This is a genomic window from Dietzia sp. B44, assembly GCF_014145245.1.
In the GTDB taxonomy this organism is placed as follows: domain Bacteria; phylum Actinomycetota; class Actinomycetes; order Mycobacteriales; family Mycobacteriaceae; genus Dietzia; species Dietzia natronolimnaea.
The window spans coordinates 1-2,510 of sequence record NZ_JAALEF010000440.1 but is presented as its reverse complement, the minus strand read 5'-3'; the positions used below and the strand labels follow the sequence as shown (position 1 = coordinate 2,510).

Here is a 2,510-nt window from a genome sequence, read left to right as displayed (position 1 = left end):
CGTCGATGGTGATGGCCCGGTCGGCGGCCGCCGGGACGGTCTCGGTGGGGAACGCCATCGCCACCGCGCCGATATCGGTGCGCTGGGAGGCCAGCAGGGCACAGACCCCGCCACCGAGCCCGTGACCGGCCAGCCCGATCCGGCGGGGATCCGCGCGGACGGTACCGCGGCCGAGCCTGGCCTGCAGGACGTCCTCGATCGCGGCCGACAGGTGGTCGGCGAAGTGTTGGTGGTTCGGCCGGGGGGACCGGTCGGTCGCGGGCGCGACCACGACGAAGCCCCACGAGGCGAGGTGCTTGAGCGTGTCCGTGTAGTCACGGGGGCCCTTGGTCCAGTCGTGGGCGAAGCCCACCACCGGGGCGGGTGACGGCGCGTCACGCGGGACGAACACCGCGCCCGGCGTCCCGGTGAAACCGAGATCGCCCGTGTCGACCCCGTAGGGGCCCCGCCGGTTCACTTTGTCGAGCAGAGCTTTGGTCTTGATGGCCACGAGGGCCACAGTATCGCCTCCGGGGGGGTCGACGGTGCCGGGGCGTCGGGACGGCGTGGCTACACTTAGCGGCCATGTGCGGAATCGTCGGTTATGTCGGGCATCAGGCTGCCCTCCCTGTCGTGGTCGAGGCCCTGCGGCGGATGGAGTACCGCGGATACGACTCCTCGGGCGTGGCCGTCCTCGACGGTTCGGGCGCCTCGCGCGTGGAGAAGAAGGAGGGCAAGCTCGCCAACCTCGAGGCCGCGCTGGACTCCGCCGGGCACGACAGCTTCCCGGGGACCACCGGGATCGGACACACCCGCTGGGCCACCCACGGGCGCCCCAGTGACCGCAACGCCCACCCGCACGTCTCGGGCGACGTGGCGATCGTGCACAACGGCATCATCGAGAACTTCGCCCCGCTGCGCGCCGAGCTGGAGGCCGCGGGGGTCGAACTGGTGTCGGACACCGACTCCGAGGTGGCCGCGCACCTGCTCATGTGCGAGATGGCGTCCGGACCGCACGCGGGGGACTTCGTCGCCTCGTGCCGGGCCGTGCTGAACCGCCTCGAGGGTGCCTTCACCCTGGTCTTCAGCCACGCCGCCCACCCGGGCACCCTCGTCGCGGCGCGTCGGTCGACCCCGCTGGTGCTGGGCGTGGGGGAGGGCGAGATGTTCCTCGGTTCGGACGTCGCGGCGTTCATCGAGCACACCCGTGAGGCGGTGGAACTCGGCCAGGACAACGTGGTGGTGCTGCGGGCCGACGGCTACGAGATCACCGACCTCGCCGGCGAACCCACCGAGGGCCGCCCGTTCCACATCGACTGGGACCTGGCCGCCGCGGAGAAGGGCGGCTACGACTACTTCATGCTCAAGGAGATCGCCGAGCAGCCGGCGGCGGTCGCCGACACCCTGCTCGGCCACTTCCAGGACGGCCGCATCGTGCTCGACGAGCAGCGGATCAGCGACCAGGACCTCAGGGACATCGACAAGGTGTTCATCGTGGCCTGCGGCAGCGCGTACCACTCCGGCATGGTGGCCAAGTACGCCATCGAGCACTGGACCCGCCTGCCCTGCGAGGTCGAGATCGCCTCGGAGTTCCGCTACCGGGACCCGGTGCTGGACCGGTCCACCCTGGTGGTGGCCATCTCACAGTCGGGTGAGACCGCCGACACCCTCGAGGCCGTGCGTCACGCCAAGTCCCAGAAGGCCCGCGTCCTGGCGGTGTGCAACACCAACGGGTCGCAGATCCCCCGTGAGGCCGACGCCGTGCTGTACACCCATGCCGGCCCCGAGATCGGCGTGGCCTCCACCAAGGCGTACCTGGCCCAGATCACCGCCAACTACCTCGTGGGACTGGCGCTGGCGCAGGCCCGGGGCACCAAGTACCCCGACGAGGTGGCGGCCGAGTTCCGTCAGCTCGAGAAGATGCCCGAGGCCATCCAGAAGGTGGTCGACTCCCTCGACCCGGTCCGCGAGATCGCGCGGGAGCTGGCCGACTCGAAGTCGGTGCTGTTCCTCGGCCGCCACGTCGGCTATCCGACGGCGCTCGAGGGCGCGCTCAAGCTCAAGGAGCTGGCGTACATGCACGCCGAGGGGTTCCCGGCGGGTGAGCTCAAGCACGGACCGATCGCGCTGATCGAGGACGGCCTGCCCGTCTTCATCGTCATGCCTCCGGTCGAGGGTCGGGGAGTCCTGCACTCCAAGCTCGTGAGCAACATCCAGGAGATCAGGGCCCGCGGTGCCCGGACCATCGTGATTGCCGAGGAGGGGGACGAGGTGGTGCGACCGCTGTCGGACTACTTCATCCCGATCCCGGCCTCGACCACCCTGCTCCAGCCGTTGCTCGCGACCATCCCCTACCAGGCGTTCGCCGCCGAGGTCGCCGCGGCCCGTGGGTACGACGTGGACAAGCCCCGCAATCTGGCCAAGTCCGTCACGGTGGAGTGATCCGCCCCCGGGTCTGATTCCGTCTGGGATCGTGGACGTCATGTTGCGCGCGCACCCGGTCGAGGCGATCCGGGCCGCCGAGGGCCCGC

General features: G+C 70.5%; 2 protein-coding genes. One reads left to right on the top strand and one right to left on the bottom strand.

Annotated features, from left to right (window positions below; genetic code table 11):
* A partial coding sequence (locus G6017_RS13730) for a dienelactone hydrolase family protein (RefSeq protein WP_347238014.1) occupies window positions 1-490 on the bottom strand: 490 nt, incomplete at its 3' end.
* A 74-nt stretch (window positions 491-564) separates the two neighbouring features.
* Between G6017_RS13730 and glmS the strand changes: the two genes are divergently transcribed.
* Complete coding sequence (glmS, locus tag G6017_RS13725) at window positions 565-2,421, top strand: glutamine--fructose-6-phosphate transaminase (isomerizing) (RefSeq protein WP_179524682.1); 1,857 nt, start codon at window positions 565-567, stop codon at window positions 2,419-2,421.
* The last annotated feature ends 89 nt before the right edge of the window (window positions 2,422-2,510 follow it).